This window comes from Sphingomonas sp. 2378 (genome assembly GCF_038084995.1).
In the GTDB taxonomy this organism is placed as follows: Bacteria; Pseudomonadota; Alphaproteobacteria; order Sphingomonadales; family Sphingomonadaceae; genus Sphingomonas.
Genome location: NZ_JAXCMJ010000014.1, coordinates 38,295 through 57,728 on the forward strand (window position 1 = coordinate 38,295; position 19,434 = coordinate 57,728).

The 19,434-nt window shown below is 66.6% G+C and carries 14 protein-coding genes; 6 read left to right on the forward strand and 8 right to left on the reverse strand.

All coding sequences use genetic code 11. The annotated features are described in order from the left end of the window. Positions 1–14: 14 nt before the first annotated feature. Together SM191_RS09385 and SM191_RS09390 are read left to right on the forward strand one after the other, a co-directional pair. On the forward strand, positions 15–1,187 hold the full coding sequence (locus tag SM191_RS09385) for an acetyl-CoA C-acetyltransferase (protein WP_341505965.1): 1,173 nt from the start codon (positions 15–17) through the stop codon (positions 1,185–1,187). Between the two features lie 383 nt (positions 1,188–1,570). After that, positions 1,571–4,852, forward strand: coding sequence for a TonB-dependent receptor domain-containing protein (locus SM191_RS09390; RefSeq protein ID WP_341505966.1), 3,282 nt, complete (start codon positions 1,571–1,573; stop codon positions 4,850–4,852). 59 nt (positions 4,853–4,911) lie between these two features. Here the strand turns inward: SM191_RS09390 and alr are convergent, their stop codons facing one another. From alr to SM191_RS09425, 7 genes are all read right to left on the reverse strand, one after another. Further along, complete coding sequence (alr, locus tag SM191_RS09395) at positions 4,912–5,940, reverse strand: alanine racemase (protein WP_341505989.1); 1,029 nt, start codon at positions 5,938–5,940, stop codon at positions 4,912–4,914. Positions 5,941–6,118: 178 nt separating this feature from the next. After that, positions 6,119–6,994, reverse strand: coding sequence for a 3-hydroxyisobutyrate dehydrogenase (gene mmsB, locus SM191_RS09400; protein WP_341505967.1), 876 nt, complete (start codon positions 6,992–6,994; stop codon positions 6,119–6,121). A gap of 201 nt (positions 6,995–7,195) precedes the next feature. Further along, positions 7,196–7,972 carry an enoyl-CoA hydratase gene (locus SM191_RS09405; protein WP_341505968.1) on the reverse strand — a complete coding sequence of 259 codons (777 nt, stop codon included), beginning with the start codon at positions 7,970–7,972 and terminating at the stop codon, positions 7,196–7,198. 12 nt (positions 7,973–7,984) lie between these two features. Beyond that, a complete protein-coding gene (locus SM191_RS09410; RefSeq protein WP_341505969.1) occupies positions 7,985–9,034 on the reverse strand; it encodes an enoyl-CoA hydratase/isomerase family protein in 1,050 nt (349 codons plus the stop codon). Between the two features lie 111 nt (positions 9,035–9,145). After that, positions 9,146–10,288: an acyl-CoA dehydrogenase family protein gene (locus tag SM191_RS09415; RefSeq protein WP_341505970.1), complete on the reverse strand. Its 1,143-nt coding sequence runs from the start codon at positions 10,286–10,288 to the stop codon at positions 9,146–9,148. Between the two features lie 130 nt (positions 10,289–10,418). Further along, the gene (locus SM191_RS09420) at positions 10,419–11,936 is read right to left on the reverse strand and encodes a CoA-acylating methylmalonate-semialdehyde dehydrogenase (RefSeq protein WP_341505971.1); all 1,518 of its coding nucleotides are present in this window, start codon (positions 11,934–11,936) and stop codon (positions 10,419–10,421) included. Between the two features lie 111 nt (positions 11,937–12,047). After that, positions 12,048–12,683 carry a YoaK family protein gene (locus SM191_RS09425; RefSeq protein ID WP_341505972.1) on the reverse strand — a complete coding sequence of 212 codons (636 nt, stop codon included), beginning with the start codon at positions 12,681–12,683 and terminating at the stop codon, positions 12,048–12,050. Between the two features lie 123 nt (positions 12,684–12,806). Here SM191_RS09425 and SM191_RS09430 point away from each other — a divergent pair, with 123 nt between their 5' ends. Next, positions 12,807–12,974 (forward strand): hypothetical protein, encoded by a 168-nt coding sequence (locus SM191_RS09430; protein ID WP_341505973.1) that lies wholly within the window; start codon positions 12,807–12,809, stop codon positions 12,972–12,974. Positions 12,975–13,017: 43 nt separating this feature from the next. On the opposite strand, the gene SM191_RS09435 is transcribed toward SM191_RS09430, so the two are convergent. After that, on the reverse strand, positions 13,018–13,329 hold the full coding sequence (locus SM191_RS09435; RefSeq protein WP_341505974.1) for a hypothetical protein: 312 nt from the start codon (positions 13,327–13,329) through the stop codon (positions 13,018–13,020). Positions 13,330–13,422: 93 nt separating this feature from the next. On the opposite strand from SM191_RS09435, the gene SM191_RS09440 reads away from it, so the two are divergent. Genes SM191_RS09440 through SM191_RS09450 form a run of 3 tightly spaced genes read left to right on the forward strand, consistent with a single transcriptional unit; the run spans position 13,423 to position 19,282 of the window. Then, the gene (locus tag SM191_RS09440) at positions 13,423–14,685 is read left to right on the forward strand and encodes an efflux RND transporter periplasmic adaptor subunit (RefSeq protein ID WP_341505975.1); all 1,263 of its coding nucleotides are present in this window, start codon (positions 13,423–13,425) and stop codon (positions 14,683–14,685) included. Beyond that, positions 14,685–17,864 carry an efflux RND transporter permease subunit gene (locus SM191_RS09445; RefSeq protein ID WP_341505976.1) on the forward strand — a complete coding sequence of 1,060 codons (3,180 nt, stop codon included), beginning with the start codon at positions 14,685–14,687 and terminating at the stop codon, positions 17,862–17,864. Before SM191_RS09440 ends, SM191_RS09445 begins: the two co-directional genes overlap by 1 nt. Further along, positions 17,861–19,282 (forward strand): efflux transporter outer membrane subunit, encoded by a 1,422-nt coding sequence (locus tag SM191_RS09450; RefSeq protein ID WP_341505978.1) that lies wholly within the window; start codon positions 17,861–17,863, stop codon positions 19,280–19,282. Before SM191_RS09445 ends, SM191_RS09450 begins: the two co-directional genes overlap by 4 nt. Positions 19,283–19,434 lie beyond the last annotated feature (152 nt).

Consider the following 19,434-nt stretch of genomic DNA (forward strand, 5'->3'; position numbering starts at 1 on the left):
CGAGAGGAGCCTTCATGACCGAGATCGTCATTACCGCCGCCAAGCGCACCCCCGTGGGCAGCTTCCTGGGCGCATTCGCCGCCACCCCCGCGCATGAACTGGGCCGGATCGCGATCACCGCCGCGCTCGAACAGGCGGGCGTGAAAGGCGAAGAGGTGTCCGAGGTGATCCTCGGCCAGGTGCTGACCGCCGCGCAGGGGCAGAACCCCGCGCGTCAGGCGTCGATGGCGGCGGGCATCCCCAAGGAAGTCCCCGCTTATGGCGTCAACCAGGTCTGCGGATCGGGCCTGCGCGCGGTGGCGCTGGGCCTTCAGGCGATCGCCAATGGCGATGCGACCATCGTGGTCGCGGGCGGGCAGGAGTCCATGTCGCTGTCGCCCCATGCCCAGACGATGCGCGGCGGCACCAAGATGGGTCCGCTGACCATGGTCGACACCATGGTGAATGACGGCCTGACCGACGCCTTTGCGGGCTATCACATGGGCATCACCGCCGAGAATCTCGCCGAGCAATATCAGGTGACCCGCGAAGACCAGGACCGGTTCGCGGTCCGCTCGCAGAATCTGGCCGAAAAGGCGCGGGGCGAAGGCCGTTTCAAGGACGAGATCGCGCCCGTCACCCTCAAGACCCGCAAGGGCGAGACGGTGGTCGCCGACGACGAATATATCCGCGCCGGGGCGACCATCGAAAGCGTGTCGGGCGTCCGCCCGGCCTTCAAGAAGGACGGCACGGTGACCGCCGCCAACGCCTCCGGCCTGAACGACGGTGCCGCCGCGCTGGTCCTGATGAGCCGCGAAGAGGCGGAGAAGCGCGGCACCCCCATCCTCGCCACGATCAAGAGCTGGGCCTCGGCAGGCGTCGATCCGTCGGTGATGGGCATCGGCCCGGTCCCCGCCACCAAGCGTGCGTTGGAAAAGGCGGGCTGGACCGTCGGCGACCTCGACCTGATCGAGGCGAACGAAGCCTTTGCGGCGCAGGCGCTGTCGGTCGGCAAGGAACTGGGCTTCGATCCCGACAAGGTGAACGTCAATGGCGGCGCGATCGCGCTGGGCCACCCGATCGGCGCCAGCGGTGCGCGGGTTCTGACCACGCTGATCTACGAAATGCAGAAGCGCGACGCGAAGAAGGGCCTGGCGACGCTGTGCATCGGCGGCGGCATGGGCATCGCCATGTGCGTCGAGCGCTGACCCGGACCTTTTCCCGACCAAAGCCCATGCAGGGGGTGTGACGGAGCCGTCACGCCCCCTTTTTCATTTCCCCTCGGTAACGACACGGATCGCCGATTCCGTCGATCCGATTCCCCTCTTTCCGCATCGTGTCGGAGGGTGCACCGACGCGCCTCAATCCACCTTCGACCGCAAAAATGCCGCGGTGCGTATTTGGCTTGGAAAGTTCATGATAATTTCGTGACTTACCGGCTTTCCGAACATAAGTGACAAACCTGTCACATACATGTCACATGACATTCACAATAGTCGCCTGCTCGCAGCTATGACCTTGTTTTTGATCGAATAATTTCTTTCCCTGAGGGCAGCGGACGGAATGATCCGCACTTAAGGGGTAAAACAGAATGAAGATGCGTACCCTGCTGGGAGCGTCCGCGCTCGCCAGCACCCTGGTGCTTTTCCCAGTGGCGGCGCTCGCGCAGACCAGCACCACCTCGACCACCGCGCCGGAGGTTCAGGAAGAGGATGCCGACACCACGTCCGACGCCGCGACGCCGGGCAATCGCGCGGGCGGCGGCGATGTCGTCGTCACCGGATCGCGTATCCGCCTGACCAACAAGTTCGACGCCGCCATCCCGGTCGAATCGATCAACGCGGCGGAATTGCTCGGCACGCGCGGCGACATCTCGCTGGGTGACGCGATCAGCCAGTTGCCACAGCTCCGCAGCACCTTCAGCCAGGCGAATTCGACCGGGTCGATCGGCACGGCGGGCATCAACCTGCTCGATCTGCGCGGTCTGGGTACGGCGCGCACGCTGACGCTGGTCAACGGCCGTCGCGTCGTGACCGCCGTCCCCGGCTCCTATACGCCCGATATCAACACCATCCCCTTCGACCTGTTGGAAGGCGTCGATATCGTCACCGGCGGTCAGTCGGCCGTTTATGGCTCGGACGCCATTTCGGGCGTCGTCAACTTCAAGCTGAAGCGCGACTTCGAGGGCACCCGCCTTCGCGCACAGGGCGGCGCCACCAGCTATGGCGACCGGGGTACCTATCTGGTCAGCGGCATCACCGGCGCGAACTTCGCCGACGGGCGCTTCAACCTGACGGTTTCGGCGGAATATTCGAAGAGCAACCCCGTCTTCTTCGCCCAGCGTCCCTATCTCGGTGCCTATGGCGGCACACCCGCCTTCATCAATTCGCAGATCACGACCGCGCCGAACCGCAATTTCGACGGCATCCCCAACACGACGTTCGTTCCGCGCGGCAGTGTGTTCGGCAACCGCTCGATCGGCGGCACGATCGTGACCACCTGCCCCGGCACGGCGACGGCCGCCAACGCGGCGCAGCGGGCCGCCATCTGCACCGGTCAGAACTCCCCGACCGGCAGCCCGATCGCCTATAACTATCTGTTCCAGCCCGACGGCTCGCTGCTTCGCGATTCGCCGTCCACCACGGGCCTGGTCGACAATCGCGCGATCGGCGGCGGCGTCCTGTTCGGCGGGACCGCATCGGGCCTGGAAGGCGCGATGCTGATGCCCGGCCTGGACCGCTTCCTGGCCAACATCCTGCTCAACGGCGATATCTCGCCCGCGTTCAAGCCCTTCGTCGAGTTCAGCTTCGCCAATGTCAAGGCGACGCAGCAGTCGACCCAGCCCAGCTTCACCGGCGGCACGCTGAGCAGCACGTTCAGCACCAGCAATCCGTTCCTGACGCCCGCCGCGCGCGCGACGCTGGGGACGATCCTGGCCCCCGGCGCGACGAGCTTCACGCTCAACCGCTTCAACAACGATCTGGGCACCCGCGCCGAATTCCACACCCGCCGCACCTATCGCGGCGTCGTCGGCGTGCGCGGCGACATCACCTCGTCGGGCGACCTGTATTACGAAGTGGCCGGCAATTATGGCCGGACCGAAAACTTCTATCGCACCGGCGGCAACGTCCTGCTGGACAATTATCGCAACGCGGTCAACGCGGTGCTGGCGCCCGCCGGTTATGCGGGTTCCAACTATGTCCTGAATTCGCAGGGTGCCCGGGTGATCTGCGCCGTCAACGCCACCAACAGCAACGCCGCGCCGGGCTGCGTGCCGTTGAACCTGTTCGGCCAGAATGCGGCGGACCCGCGTGCGATCGACTACATCATGCACACCTCCACCCGCAATCAATGGGCGGAGCAGATCAACGCGACGGCCTTCATCTCGGGCAATACGGGTTCGTTCTTCAAGCTGCCGGGCGGTCCGGTCTATTTCTCGTTCGGCGGTGAATATCGTCGCGAGGACGCCTTCTCCGGCCAGGACGCGATCACCGCTTCGGGCGCGACCTTCCTGAATCCTGCGGCGACGTTCGATCCGCCCGCCGTCAATATCAAGGAAGCTTACGGCGAACTCCGCCTGCCCCTGCTGGCCAACATCCCGTTCCTTCAGGAACTGACGGTCGAGGGTGCCGGTCGCGTGTCCGACTATGGCGGCACCACCGGTTCGGTCTGGGCATGGAATGCCGGCCTGATCTGGTCGCCGGTCCGCGACGTGCGCTTCCGGGGCACCTTTTCCCGCTCGGTGCGCGCCCCGAATCTGAGCAACCTCTATGCTTCGGCGGCTCAGACCTTCGCGACGATCAACGATCCCTGCGATCAGCCGGGCGGCACCAATGCCGGCAACAACATCACGTCGAACCCCAACCGCGCCCGCAACTGCGCCGCGGCGGGCATTCCGACGACGATCAGCTTCACCGACCCGACGACGGGCGCCCAGCTGGTCCGCCCCTGGACCAACCAGTCGCCTTCGACCATTCCGGGTATCAACCAGGGCAATATCGGCCTGACCCCGGAAGTCGGTAACAGCTTCACCCTGGGCATGGTCTATCAGCCCCAACAGGTGCCGGGTCTGACCCTCAAGGTTGATTACTATAACATCCGGGTGAAGAACGTGATCTCGGGCCTGACCGGCCAGCAGATCGTCAACCGCTGCTATGACGACACCAACGGCATCGACAATCCGTTCTGCGCGGCGGTCTTCCGTCGCCAGTCGAGCGACCCGGTCCAGAACAACACCTTCCTGGGCCAGACCGGGCGGACCATCGACCAGTCGCAGTTCATCTTCGACCGGTCCGGCAACGGCGTCAGCTTCATCAACCAGCCGTTCAACTTCGCCGCGCTGAAGACCAACGGGCTGGACGTCGATGTGCAATATGCCAAGCGGTTCAGCGAAAACGCCTCGCTGAACGCCAATCTGACGGTCAGCTACATCTTCAACCGCCTGAACTATGTCTATATCGCCGAGCCGGATCGGTATGACCGTCAGGACAGCATGCTGGGCGATCCGAAGTGGCAGGCCCGCTTCAACCTGAACGGCAAGGTCGGCCTGGTCGATTTCGGCTATACCGCGCGCTATGTCGGTCGGCAGATCGTGTCGGGGCTGGTCTACGAGACCTTCTTCGCGTCTCAGGGTCGCCCGGCGCTCAACCCGGATGCCCGCCCGTTCGTCTATTACAGCCCGATCGTCTATCACGACGCGCGGATCGGGGTGAACGCGACGGAGAAGTTCCGCCTCTATCTCGGCGTGGACAACATCACCAACCAGCTGCCGCCCTATGAACTGACCGGCATCGGCAACACCGCCACGGGCAACGACGCGATCTATCCGAACATCGGTCGCTTCCTGTATGCGGGCGTGGAAGCGCGTTTCTAAGACACGCAGCGATTACCCACCAACTCGGGGCCGCCTCTTGGAGAGGCGGCCCTTTTTTCTTACCCCCGCGCGAAACGTTGTCCCAGGCCGGTCAGCAATTCATATTGCGACACGCCCGATGCGACGGACGCGGCGGCGAGGTCGTAATCCATCGCCAGCCAGTCGCCCTCCGCCAGATCGGGCCGCGCGGTGACGTCGATGGCGAGCAGGTCCATCGATACACGCCCCAGCACGGGCAGGGTCTTGCCGTCCGCCATCGCCGCCCCCAGGCCCGACAGCGCGCGACGATAGCCATCGGCATAGCCCAGGTTCAGGATCGCCACCTCGGTATCGGCCGGGGCGGTCCAGGTGGCGTTATAGCCCACCGTCTCCCCGGCGGGTACGCGACGGCGTTGCAGAATCTGCGCCTCGGGAAAGCCTACCTGCCGCAGGTGCCCCGCCATGTCGGGGCGCGGTATGCCGCCATAGAGCGCCAGGCCGGGGCGGGTCAGATCGAAATGATAGTCGGCGCCCAGCCCGATCCCCGCCGAATTGGCGAGGCTCATTCTCCGTGCGGAACTGTGGCCCTTTAGGCTGGCGAACGCGCTACGCTGCCGCGCATTCATCGGCACATCCTCGTCCGCGCAGGCCAGATGGCTGAGCAGCGTCTCGATCTCCAGCCCGTCGAGAAGACCGTCGCGCACCGCCTCCACCGAGACGCCGAGCCGGTTGATGCCGGTATCGACCATCACGTCGCACGGGCCCCCGCCGCTTTCGCGCCAGCGCGCGACCTGTTCGGGGCTGTTGAGCACGGGCCGCGCCACGCCTGCTCGTGCGGTCGCCACGTCCTCGGCCCGCAGGCCGTGGAGGACCGACACGGTCAGCCCCAGCGGGGCCAGCGCCAGCGCCTCGGCCCAGTTGGCGACGAAGAAATCGCGACACCCCGCGCCCGCCAGCGTCTCGGCGACCAGCGATGCCCCCAGGCCATAGCCATTGGCCTTCACCGCCGCACCGCATGCCGCCGCACCGCTCCAACGGTCGAGCGCCTGCCAGTTGGATCGAAGCGCGTCACGGTCGACGCGCAGGCGGAGGGGAGCGGCTATGTCCATCACCCGCCGGGCTTTAGGCCGCATTGCCGGGCGGGAAAAGGCGGGTCGGGTTTTTCCCATCATCCCCCCCTCCGTTCAGCCTGAGCGAAGTCGAAGGCCAAGGGAATCCCTGCGCCACAGGCTTGTGGCGAAGGCATAGCGTGGCCTTCGACTTCGCTCAGGCCGAACGGGGGTTGGGTTATCGCAGGGTGCGGATGATCCCGGAAAAGTCGACCGGTTGCTGGCCCTCGCCCACGAACGCCGCATAGAGTTCCGCCGCGCGCTCGCCCATCGGCGTAGTTGCGCCCGCATCGCGTGCGGCCTCCATCGCCAGCTTCAGATCCTTCAGCATCAGTGCCGCCGCGAAGCCGCCCTGATAGTCGTGATCGGCGGGCGTATCCGGCCCGACACCGGGGACCGGGCAATATTTGGTCATCGACCAGCTCTGCCCCGAGGATACGGAGGCGATGTCGTAGAAGGTCCGCGCCTCCAGCCCCAGCTTTTCGGCCAGCACGAACGCCTCGCAAGTGGCGATCATCGTCGCGCCGAGCAGCATGTTGTTGCAGATCTTGGCCGCCTGCCCCGCGCCATTGCCACCGGCATGGATCACCGCCTGGCCCATGGCCGACAGGAAAAGTTCGGCGCGCTCGAAGGCCTGTTCCGCGCCACCGACCATGAAGGTGAGCGTGCCCGCCCGAGCCGCCGCGATTCCGCCCGAGACGGGGGCGTCGACCGCCATCATGCCCTTGGCCTGCGCCGCCTCCGCCACCCGGCGCGCGGTGGCGACGTCGATGGTCGAGCAGTCGATCAGGATCGCGGAGGGCGGCGCGGCGGTGAAGACGGCATCGGCATAGACGCGCTCGACATGGGTTCCGGCGGGCAGCATGGTGACGACCGCCTCCACGCCTTCCATCGCCGCGACGGCGCTGTCGACGGCCAGGCACCCTGCCGCTTCCGCCGCCGCCAGCGCGTCCGCCGACAGGTCGAAGGCGCGGACGTCATGCCCCGCCTTCGCCAGATTGGCGGCCATCCCGCCGCCCATATTGCCCAGGCCGATAAAGGCGATCCGCGCCATGATGCTCTCTCCTACGTTTTCTTTTTCTTCCCCCCTCCCGCAGGCGGGAGGGGCTGGGGGAGGGCAAGGCCACAGGCGATGGTCTCGGTGAGACTTCCTGCCCTCCCCCATCCCAGTTTCAGGTAAACGATGCCCCGCATCGTTTAGGTCATGCCGGGGGCATGACCGACCTGAAACTCGTTTACGGGAGGGGCGTGAGACTCACTGCCCTGTCCAGTTGGGGCTGCGCTTCTCCACGAATGCCGCCATGCCTTCCTTCTGGTCCGCCGAGCCGAACAGGCCGTGGAACAGCCGCCGCTCGAACTGCACGCCCTGGGCCAGCCCCATGTCGAAGGCGGCGTTGACCATTTCCTTGTTCGCGCGGACCGCGATCGGGGCGAGCCCCGCGATGGTCGCGGCGGTCTTGAGCGCTTCCTCGACCAGATCGGCGGCGGGGACGATGCGCGCCACCAGCCCGGCGCGCTCGGCTTCCTCGGCGTCCATCATCCGGCCGGTCAGGCACATCTCCATCGCCTTGGCCTTGCCGACCGCATGGGCGAGCCGCTGCGATCCGCCCATGCCCGGCGTCACGCCCAGCTTGATCTCGGGCTGGCCGAACCTGGCGGTGTCGGCGGCGAGGATGAAGTCGCACATCATCGCCAGTTCGCACCCGCCGCCCAGCGCATAGCCCGCCACCGCCGCGATGATCGGCTTGCGGATACGGGTGAACTCGTCCCAGCCGGAGAAGTGATTCCGCCCGTACATGGCGGCGAAGTCCATCTCCTGCATTTCCTTGATGTCCGCGCCCGCCGCGAATGCCTTGGGACTGCCGGTGATGACGGCGCAGCGCTGGTCCGGATCGGCGTCATAGGCGCGCATCACGTCCAGCAATTCGGCCAGCAATTCGGCATTGAGCGCGTTCAGCGCCTGGGGCCGGTTGAGCGTCACCAGGGTCACCGCCTCGCGGCGCTCGACGATCAGGGTGTTATGGTCGGTCATGCTGCGTCCTTCTCAGCGGTCGTCGGGTGTCCAGGCCTGCCCCTCGGGGAGGGGGGCGAAGATATGGTCGATCATCGTGTCGGTGACGCCTTCCGGGGTCGCCGGGTTCCAGCGGGGCGCATTGTCCTTGTCGACGATCAGCGCGCGGACGCCCTCGACGAAATCGGGCCGCTGCACGACATGGGAGGCGACGCCATATTCGCGAGCCATCTCCTCGGCGAAGTCGGTGGTCAGCCTGCCCTCGCGCAGCAGTCGGAGCGAAACCTTGCAGGCCTGCGGCGACTTGGTGCGAAGGACCCCCAGTTGCTGCGTCGCCCATTCGCCGCCGTCAGCCTCCAGCGCGGCCAGTATCTCCTCCAGCGTGTCGGCGGCGAAGAGCCGGTCGATCTCCGCGGCATGGGCCATGATCTTCGCGGTCGGCGCAGGCGTGGAGAGCCGGTCGAGCGTGGCGGCGATCTCTTGCGGCGCGGCGACGATCGCGACCTTGGCCTCCTCCAGCATGGACGATGGAAGATAATGGCTGGCAAGGCCCAGCGCGTGCGCCTCCGCGCCATCGAGCCGATGCCCGGTCAGCGCCAGAAACTCGCCCATCCGCCCCGGCAGCCGCGAAAGATACCGGCCGCCGCCGACATCGGGGAACAGGCCGATGCCCGTCTCCGGCATGGCGAAGCGGGTATTCTCGGTGGCGACGCGGAAGCGGGCGGGCGCGGCAATGCCGACGCCGCCGCCCATGGTGATGCCGTCCATGAAGGCGACGATCGGCTTGGCATAGGTGAACAGACGGTGGTTCATCCGGTATTCGGCATGGAAGAAGCCCCGTGCCGCCTCACCATCGCCCGCGCCGCTTGTCGCCAGCAGGCGGATATCGCCGCCCGCGCAAAAGCCGCGCCCCTCGGCATGGTCGATGATGATCGCCTCCACGCCCAGATCGCCGCGCCAGTCCTCCAGCGCGGCGAGCACGCCCTCGCACATGTCCTGCGTCAGCGCATGGATCGCCTTGGGCCGGTTGAGCCGCAGCCGCCCGACCGGGCCTTGGCGGGTGACGATCAGATCCTGGGTCATGCGATCCTTTTACCTTCTTCTTCCCTACCGTCATCCCAGCGGAGGCTGGGATCTCTCTCAAGAACGCGACGCCTGTGGAGAAAGGCCCCAGCCTGCGCTGGGGCGACGGATTCACGCTTTCAACAAATCGCGCCCAACGATCATCCGCATCACCTGGTTCGTCCCCTCCAGGATCGAATGGACCCGCAGGTCGCGCCAGAAGCGCTCGATGGGATAGTCCATCAGATAGCCATACCCCCCATGGAGTTGCAGCGCCCGGTCGACCACCGACGATCCGGTATCGGTCGCGAGCCTTTTCGCCATGGCGGCGAAGCGGGTCTTGTCGGGCGCATTGTCGGTCACCTTGGCGGCGGCAAGGTAGAGCAACGCTCGCGCCGCCTCCAATTCGGTCGCCATGTCGGCGAGGGTGAACTGGGTGTTCTGGAATTCGGCGATCGCCTTGCCGAACTGACGGCGGTCCTTCACATAAGCGACCGCCTCATCCAGACAGCGCTGCGCCCCGCCCAGCGAGCAGGCCCCGATGTTCAGCCGCCCGCCGTCCAGCCCCATCATCGCGATGCGGAATCCCTCGCCCTCCGCGCCCAGCCGGTTGGCGACCGGAACGCGAACCTGATCGAACATCACCTGCCGCGTCGGCTGCGAGTGCCAGCCCAGCTTGCGCTCGTTCGCACCGAAGGAGACGCCGGGCATGTCCTTGTCGATCACCAGGCAGGAAATGCCCTTCGGCCCCTCCTCGCCGGTGCGGACCATGGTGACGTACACCTCATTCTCGCCGCCGCCCGAGATGAACTGCTTGGAGCCGGAGACGACATAATGGTCGCCATCGAGGACCGCACGGGTCTTGAGCGCGGCCGCGTCGGACCCCGAGCCCGGCTCGGTCAGGCAATAGCTCGCCATCCGTTCCATGGTCACGAGGTCGGGCAGGTAGCGGCCCTTCACGTCCGCGTCGCCGAAGCGGTCGATCATCCACGACGCCATGTTATGGATCGAGATGAAGGCGGATGTGGAGGGACAGCCATAGGCCATCGCCTCCATGATCAGCGCCGCCTCCAGCCGCCCGAGCGCGATGCCGCCCGATTCCTCCGAGACATAGATGGCGGCGAAGCCGAGTTCCGCCGCTTCCTTGATCGTGTCGCGGGGGAAGATGTGCTTCTCGTCCCACTCGGCCGCGAAGGGGGTGATGCGGTCGGCCGTGAAGCGGCGCGCCAGATCCTGGATTTCGCGCTGTTCGTCGGTCAGGTCGAATTGGGTCATCGAAATCTCTCGCTTCTTTAAGCCCCTCCCGCAGGCGGGAGGGGTTTGGGGAGGGCATGGAGTCTCATCGAGACCATCGCTTGTGGCCTGCCCTCCCCCATCCCCTCCCGATTTCGGGAGGGGCGTGCTGTTACGCCATGGTCGGGATTACGAACGCGTTCCCGCCATCGGCCGAGCCATCGGGCCAGCGCTGCGTCACCGTCTTCACCTTGGTCCAGAAGCGGACGCCCTCCATGCCGTGCTGGTTCACGTCACCAAAGGCCGAACGCTTCCAGCCGCCGAACGTATGATAGGCCACCGGCACCGGGATCGGCACGTTGATGCCGACCATGCCCACCTCGACCCTTGCAGCGAACTCCCGCGCGGCATGGCCGTTGCGGGTGAAGATCGCGACGCCGTTGCCATATTGATGCTCGCTCGGCAGGCGGACCGCCGTCTCGAAATCGGGAGCGCGGACGATTTGCAGGACGGGGCCGAAGATCTCCTCCCGATAGCTTTGCATGGCGGGCGTCACCCGGTCGAACAGCGACGGGCCGATGAAGAAGCCTTCCTCATAACCCTGCAACTGGAAGCCGCGCCCGTCCACGACCAGTTCCGCGCCCTCGTCGACGCCGGTCTGGATCCAGTCCTCCACGCGGCGTTTGTGCGCGGCGTTGACCACGGGGCCGTAATGCGCCTGCGCATCGGTCGACACGCCGACCCGCAAAGCGTCGATCGCGGGGATCAGCTTCTCGCGCAAGGCATCCGCCGTCTTGTCCCCCACCGGCACCACCACGGGCAGCGCCATGCACCGCTCCCCCGCCGAGCCGAAGGCCGCGCCCGACAGGTCGGCGACCACCTGGTCCAGATCGGCATCGGGCATGACGATGCCGTGATTCTTGGCCCCGCCCATCGCCTGGACGCGCTTGCCCGCCTCGACTCCGCGCCGATAGACATAATGCGCGATGTCGGAAGACCCGACGAAGCTGACCGCGCTGATCGCCGGATGGTCGAGGATCGCATCGACCATCGCCTTGTCGCCGTGGACGACCTGAAGGATGCCCTCGGGCGCCCCCGCCTCGCGCATCAGTTCGGCGAGGCGCACCGGCACCGAAGGATCACGTTCCGACGGCTTCAGGATGAAGGCATTGCCGCAGGCGATGGCGACGCCGAACATCCACATCGGGATCATCGCCGGGAAGTTGAACGGCGTGATCCCCGCCCCGATGCCCAGCGGCATGCGCATCGAATAGACGTCGATGCCCGGCCCCGCCCCTTGCGTATATTCACCCTTCAATGCGTGGGGGATACCGCAGGCGAACTCGATCACCTCCAGCCCGCGCTGGATGTCGCCCTTCGCGTCGGCGATCACCTTGCCATGTTCGGAGGAGAGCAGATGCGCCAGCGCGTCCATATTCTGCTCGACCAGTTCCTTGAAGCGGAACATCACGCGCGCCCGGCGCTGCGGATTGGTCGCGGCCCAGCCGGGTTGCGCCACCTTTGCAGCGGCGACGGCACGCTCCAGCAGCGCGGCATCGCCCAGCAGCACGCGGGCCTGCACCTGGCCGCTATTGGGGTCGAAGACGTCGCCCAGACGACCCTCGGGCCGGGCGGTGGCACTATCGGTCGCGGGCTGTCCACCGGCGACCACATGGTCGATCACGCGCATACACTCTCCTGTCGCGGGTCTGATGCCCGACTCTTGGGCTTGTAATTATATTGCCCTCGCGTGAAATCCAAGTCGCGTCCGAACAAAAGCGGCCAAGCCTCCGCTCCCGCGTCAGGGTGCCCTGTGGAGCCACCATGATGCCCCCGCACCGATCAGCGCCGCGCCCGAAGCCGCCGCCAGGGCGACCATGCCGCACCAGGGAAACAGCCACGCCCCCAGTCCCGCCCCCAGCAGGAACCCGACCCATAGCGCCAGATAGGGCACCCACGCCCAACGACCGCGCCCCGCGATCATCCGCGCCAGATGCTGCCCGATCTTGACCAGCGTTCCTGTCATATAGGTGACGCCGATGCTGACCTCTCCATCACGCTCGAACGTCGCGTTGAGCGCCCCCATCGCCACGACCATCGCCAGCGCGGGCCATCCCCCGCCCCCTGCCGCCACCGCCAGAAGCATCGCGACCAACATCAGGACCGCGACCTGCCCATAACGGGGCGAGGCCAGCCGGATCAGCGTGCCGATCATCACGCCACCGACGAACAGGCCGAGCAGCAGGGCAAGGATTGAGACGGCCCCCGAAGGCCGCCCCTCCGCCGACACGATGCGCACGGCCAGCATGGTGCCGTTCCCGCTCATGAAGGAGACGAAATAGCCGCCCAGATGCTGGAAACCGATCGCGTCCACATAACCCGCCAGCAACGCCAGACCGGTGGCGAGGGGCCAGAAGCGTCGGTCGGATCGGATCATGGTTTCACGTCATAGCAGCCGGAATTGCTGCCGCCACTCCCATCGTCGTCCGGGAAAGTCCAGGGTGCGCCGGATCGGATTCCCTGTCACGGCGTTGGGACGGCTCCAGTCTGGGAAGAAAGCATGGCCGGGGCGCTCGTGGAAATCTGGTTGACCATATCGGCGCTGTCGTCGCTGGTGATCCTGTCCCTGGCGATCGGCTATAGCGACATGCGCCTGGAACGTCGTTTCCGCCCCAGGACGATACGCCTGCCCAAGGCCGTGGTCGGAAAGCGCCCCCTCCCGCGCTGAGGCGAGGCATTGGGAGCCCGTTCGCGCCGGGCTCGCCAGGGGATCAGATCATTTGCAGCAACCGGTGCAACAGACCGGGACGGCGCGTGCGCATTTCCATGTAACGGGCCCGATCATCGGCGAAGCGGCGATAAAGGGCGTCCAGGCGCTCTTCGCGCGGAAGGTCCGAAATCCGCGGTGGCGGCATATGACTGGCCATGATGATCCCCCTCCTGTTGAAGCGTTGCATTTCAACGACGAACGGGGTGACTTGTTCCCCTTCGATGACAACATGGTCATCGCGTTTCGCGGTTCCATTCCCCCTGCGGATCATGTCCATCCCGCCGGACATGCCCGGATCGGCACCACCATTCATGAACGTCTCGTAAGATTTCCGTAAGGGGTGCGTCAGGGCACACCCCCTATCGCCCGGCGCTAATATCCAAGCCTCTCGCGCCGAAAGAAGCCGATGCACGCCAACCCTGCCGACGAAACGCTACCCGAAACCCGTCGACTTTCCTCCGCGCAGCAATGGCGCTGGGTGGGGATCGCCGCCGCCGTGCTGGTGGGCGCGCTGATCCTGATTACGGTCATCGGCAAGCTGACCCATAAGGAAGAGGTGCCGCCGCCCCCGCCGCCGCCGGGCACGCTGCGTCTGTCGAAAGACCAGTTGGACGCGATGCCGACCATGCGCGTCGGGCTGGGCGCGTCGGGCGACCAGACGATGGCGACGGGGGCGATCACCGTCGATGGCACCCGCTCGACCCCGGTGCTGATGCCCTATGCGGGGCAGGTGGTGCGCGTGCTGGCCGATGCGGGTCAGGTGGTGCGCCAGGGCCAGCCGCTGCTCCTCATCAAGACCAGCGATTTCGTCGATGCGCGGTCAGGCCTGTTCTCGGCCCGTGCCGCCTATCAGAACGCGCAGGCGCAACTCGTCGCGGCGCAGCGCAATGCCGACCGCCAGCAGCAGATCTATGAAACCGCCGGCGGCGCGCTGAAGGATTATCAGCAGGCCAGGGCCGACCTCGCCGCCGCGCAGGCGAGCGCCCGCACCGCCGCCGCCTCGCTGGGCGCCGCGCGCGACAAGCTGGCGATCCTCGGCAAGTCGCAGGGTGAGATCAACCGGCTGGAGAATGTCGGCGAAGTCTCCGGCATCCACGACATCACCACGCTGCACGCGCCGATCAGCGGCGTCATCGCCTCGCGCGATGTCGCCGCCGGGCAATATGTCTCGCAGGGCGGCGACAAGCCGGTGATGACCATCACCGACCCCTCGCGCGTCTGGCTGGTCGCGCAGGTGGCCGAGAGCGATGCCGAGAATGTCCGCGTCGGCGATCCCGTCGAGGTGACGACGCCCGCGCTGCCGGGCCGCGTCTTCCACGCGACGATCGATCTGGTCGGCGCCGCGCTCGATCCGCAGACCCATCGCCTGCCGGTGCGCGCCTCGATCCCCAACCCCGACAAGGCGCTGAAGCCGCAGATGTTCGCCAGCTTCGCGATCAAGCATCGGAATGCGGGCGAAGCGATCCGCGTCCCCGCCGCCGCCGTCATCCATGAAGGCGACACCGCGCGCGTCTGGATCATGCGCCCCGACGGCCTGCTGGTCGCGCGCGACGTGCAGACGGGCGACTCGGCGGGTGGCCTCGTCACCATCACCTCGGGGCTCAAGCCGGGCGAGAAGATCGTCACCTCGGGCGCGCTGTTCGTCAACGAAGCGGGGATCGGCGAATAATGAACCGCATCGTCGACTTCGCGCTGCGTCAGCGATTGCTGATCGTCGGCCTGTTCATCGCGATGATCGTCGCTGGCGTCATCGGCTTCATCAACCTCAATATCGAGGCCTATCCCGACCCGGTCCCCCCGATGGTCGAGGTCATCACCCAGACACAAGGTCTGTCGGCCGAGGAAATGGAGCGCAACGTCACCATCCCGATCGAGGTCCAGATGGCGGGCATCCCGCATCTGACCGCGATCCGCGCGATCAGCCTGTTCGGCCTGTCGGACATCAAGATCCAGTTCACCTACGATTACACCAACGAGCAGGCGCGCCAGCAGGTCATCAACCGCCTGTCGCAGCTTCCGCCGCTGGCCGGTGGCGCGCAGCCGACGCTGTCGCCGACCTCGCCGGTGGGTGAAATCTATCGCTACCGCATCGCCGCGCCCAAGGGCTATTCGGTGATGGACCTGAAGACGTTGCAGGACTGGGTGCTCCAGCGCCGGTTCAAGCGGATTCCGGGGGTGATCGACGTGACCGGCTGGGGCGGCAAGTTGCGCGCCTATGACGTGGTGATCGACCAGAACCGGCTGAACGCGCATGGCGTGACGGTGGCGCAGGTGCTGGCGGCGCTGTCGAAGAGCGACGGCAATGTCGGCGGCCAGACGATCAACTTCGGCGAACAGGCCGCGATCGTGCGCGGTATCGGCCTGATCCAGTCGCCCGACGCGATCCAGAACGTGCTGGTCGGCGAAGCGGGCGGCGCGCCCGTGCTCATCAAGGACGTGGCGACCGTCAAGGTCGGCAACGCGCCGCGCATGGGCATCGCCGGCTACAACAATGACGACGACATCGTGCAGGGCATCGTCCTGATGCAGCGCGGCGCCCAGTCGATGCCGACGATCAAGGCCGTCCAGGCCGAGGTCGCCAATATCAACGACAGCGGCGTCCTGCCCCCCGGCGTCCATCTGGAGCGGATCTATGACCGTTCCGACCTGATCAACCTGACCATCCACACCGTCATGGAAAACATGGTGGTCGGCATCCTGCTGATCTTCGCGCTGCAATGGCTGTTCCTCGGCAATCTGCGCTCGGCGATCATCGTGGCGGCGACCATCCCCTTCGCGCTGGCCTTCGCGATCCTGATCCTGGTGTTGCAGGGGGAGAGTGCGAACCTGTTGTCGGTCGGTGCGCTCGACTTCGGCCTGGTGGTCGATGCCTGCGTCATCATGGTGGAGAATATCTTCCGCCACATGGTCGAACGGTCCGCCGCCGTGGAGAACGGCCAAGGGCGCTATAGCATGGCCAGCCGCTTCGGCGCGGTGCTGGGCGCGTCGTCCGAGGTCAGCCGCGGCATCTTCTTCGCCGCCGCGATCATCATCGCCAGCTTCCTGCCGCTGTTCACCCTGACCGGGGTGGAGGGGCATATCTTTGGCCCGATGGCCAAGACCTATGCCTATGCGATCAGCGGCGGCCTGCTCGCGACCTTCACCGTCGCGCCGGTGCTGTCGACGCTGCTGCTGCCGGACAAGCTGGCCGAGACCGAGACCTTCATCGTCGGCAAGCTTCGCCGCGTCTATGAACCCGCCGCCTCCTTCGCGCTGCGCAACAAGATCGTGACGATCGGCGGCGCGGTGCTGATGATGGGTCTGGCGGTCGTCGGCGTGCGCTCGCTGGGCATCGAATTCCTGCCGCATCTCGAAGAAGGCAATATGTACATCCGCGCCACCCTCCCCTCCTCGATCAGCCTGGAGGCGGGCGAGAAGGTGACCAACGAGGTGCGCAAGATCATCGCCAGCTATCCGGAGACCACGGCGGTCCTGTCCGCCCATGGCCGCCCGGATGACGGCACCGACGCGACCGGCTTCTTCAACATCGAGTTCTTCGTGCCGCTGAAGCCGTTCGACACCTGGCCGAGCGGCATGACCAAGGAGAAGCTGATCGAGGAGTTGTCGGGCAAACTCGCCAAGCAATATCCGGGCGTAGACTTCTCTTTTTCGCAGATCATCGAGGACAATGTCGAGGAAGCCGCCTCGGGCGTGAAGGGCGCCAATTCGATCAAGCTGTTCGGCCCTGACCTCGTCACGCTGGAAAAGCTGGCCAACCAGATCAAGGCGCAGATGGCCAAGGTGAAGGGCATCGAGGATCTCGGCGTGTTCGAAATCCTGGGCCAGCCGACCGTCCGGATCGATGTCGATCGCGCCAGGGCCGCGCGCTATGGCCTGACGCCCGACGACATCAACGCGACCGTCGCGGCCGCCATCGGTGGCCAGTCGCCCGCCGACCTGTACGAGCCCGGCACCGATCGCCACTTCCCGATCATCGTGCGGTTGCAGCCGACCCAGCGCGACTCGCTGGAATCGGTGCGCAACATCACGATCGGCGCGCCCTCGCCCGACGGCAACGGGACCATCCAGGTGCCGCTGTCCGAGGTCGCCAATGTCAAGCTGACCACCGGTGCCTCGTTCATCTATCGCGAGCATCAGGAACGTTACGTGCCGATCAAATTCTCGGTGCGTGGGCGCGATCTGGGCAGCGCGGTCGAGGAGGCGCGGTCGCGGATCAACCAGAATGTCCATCTGCCGCCGGGCTATCACCTGGAATGGGCGGGCGAACTGGACAATTTGAAGAACGCCATCGCCCGGCTGGAGATCGTGGTGCCGATCAGCCTCGTGCTCATCCTGCTGCTGCTCTATGCCAATTTCGGCTCGATGCGGGACAGCCTGCTCGCCTTCTCCGCGATCCCGATGGCGATCGTGGGCGGCGTGCTGGCGCTGGCCCTGACCGGCACGGCGTTCAGCATCTCGGCAGCGATCGGCTTCGTGGCCTTGTTCGGCATCGCGGTGATGGACGGGATCCTGGTCGTCACCACCTTCAACAACGCCATCGACGAAGGCGCGCCGCGTGAGAATGCGCTGGCCACCACCGTCAAGAACAGCCTGCGCCCCGTGGTCATGACCTGTCTGGTCGCCGCGATCGGCCTGCTGCCCGCCGCCCTGTCGCACGGGATCGGCAGCCAGGTGCAGAAGCCGCTGGCGCTGGTCGTGGTCGGCGGCATGACGCTGGCCCCGGTGCTGATCCTGCTGGTCCTGCCGGTGCTGATCAGCCGCTATTCGGTCCGTGTGCCGCTGTCGCAGCGCAAGAAGAAGGCCGACCATTTCCACGACGACCAGGCCGACACGGGAGCCACGGCATGAAGCGTTTCCTGACCCTGCCGCTGCTGGCGTGCGTCTCCGCCTGTGCGGTCGGCCCGCACGACCTCGATGCCCATGCCGGCCTGCCGCCGATGAACCCGGCGCCAGTGATCGCCCCCGCGACCGGCCCGGCGCAGACGGTGTCGGCGCGGGTCGCGCCCGAATGGTGGCACGCCTTCGGCAATGCGCAACTCGACGCGCTGGTGGCGGAGGCATTGGCGCACAATAACGACGTAGCAGTGGCGGAAGCTTCGCTGCGTCAGTCGCAGGAGCAGGCGCGGGCGACGCGCGGCTCGCTGCTCTTCCCCCAGGGCGGGTTGAACTATCAGGCGCAGCGGACCCGCGTGTCCAACGCCCTGTCCCCCGCCGTCGCCGATGCCAACCAGCAGCTTTACACGCTGCACACCGCGCAGGTCAGCGTCTCCTATGACGTCGATGCGTTCGGCGGCAACCGGGCGCAGGTCCGTTCCGCCGTCGCGCGCGCCGAGGTGGAGCGGCACCAGCTTGACGCGGCCCGGATGACGGTGGCGGCGAACCTCGTCACCGCGCTGATCGAACGGGCGAGCCTGGCGGAACAGGTCGCCGCCGCGCAGACGGCGGTTCAGGTCAACCGCGACATCCTGTCCGCGCTGCAACAGCGTCAGCGGCTCGGTGCGGTCGGCGCGTCGGACGTGTCGACGCAACAGGCGGCACTCGCCACCGCCGAAGGGGCCCTCCCCCCGCTGGTCCGTGCCGAGGCGGCGCAGCGCACGGTCATCGCCACGCTGATCGGGCGTCCGGCGGGATCGGCCCTGCCACCGCTTCCTGAATTGTCGCAACTGACCCTGCCGACGGAATTGCCCGCCATCGTGCCGTCGGAACTGGTCCATCGCCGTCCCGACATACTGGCGGCCGAAGCCCAGTTGCAGGGCGCCGGGGCCGATGTCGGGGCCGCCATCGCGGCGCGGCTGCCCAGCATCCAGCTTTCGGCCAATGCGGGCGGGTCGGCACAGAATTTCGGCGACATGTTCAAGAGCGGCAATCCCTTCTGGGCGCTGCTCGGCGGGATCACCCAGCCGCTGTTCCACGCCAATGCGCTGCGCCACCAGCAAAAGGCGGCGGAAGCCGCGCTGGAGGGGGCCAAGGCGCAATATCGTGCGGCGGTGCTCCAGGCGTTCGGCAATGTCGCGGACTCGCTGACCGGCCTGTCCACCGATGCGCAGGCGCTGGATGCGGCCCAGCGGGCGAGCAACGCGGCGGGCCAGGCGCTGACCTTCGCGCGGCGGCAACTGGCGCTGGGCGATGTGGGCACGCTGCAACTGCTCAACGCGACCGCGACGGACGCGCAGGCCCGGTCGCAGTTGATCCAGGCCAAGGCGGCGCGGATGACGGATACGGTGGCGCTGTTCCAGGCGGCCGGAGGGCCGGTCACGGGGTCGTGAGGGTTGCGGGGTAGGTCGGTATAAGGCCCGCCCCGCCCTCCGTTCCGCCTGAGCGAAGTCGAAGGCCAAGGGATTTCGGTTCGCAGGGAGCGTGGGAGACGGTTGTCTTCTCGTTTCGCCCCGCCCACCCCGGCGGAGGCCGGGGCCCAGAT